The organism is Saccharomonospora iraqiensis subsp. paurometabolica YIM 90007, assembly GCF_000231035.2.
Classification (GTDB): domain Bacteria; phylum Actinomycetota; class Actinomycetes; order Mycobacteriales; family Pseudonocardiaceae; genus Saccharomonospora; species Saccharomonospora paurometabolica.
In genome coordinates this window covers 124,042-124,348 of record NZ_KI912185.1, presented here as the reverse complement: position 1 = coordinate 124,348, position 307 = coordinate 124,042, and positions in this window count along the sequence as shown.

Sequence of the window (307 nt, the reverse complement as noted above, 5' to 3'; positions counted from 1 at the left end):
ATCCGGTCCGAGACCGACGATGATCAAGAATACCCTTCGTACACCGGACACAAACTCGCGGTCCCGGACCGTCGACTGGTGTGAAGTGACGACTCGCGGTCCCGGAGCGCCGACTCGCGGTCCGGGAGTGGCGACTCGCGGTCCGGGAGTGGCGACTCGCGGTCCGGGAGTGGCGACTCGCGGTCCGGGAGTGGCGACTCGCGGTTCCGGAGCGTCGACTCGCGGGTTTGGGGTGGCGACTCGCGGGTGGGGCGGGGGTCAGACGTTGCGGCGGTACTGGCCGCCGACCTCGAAGAAGGCGCGGGTG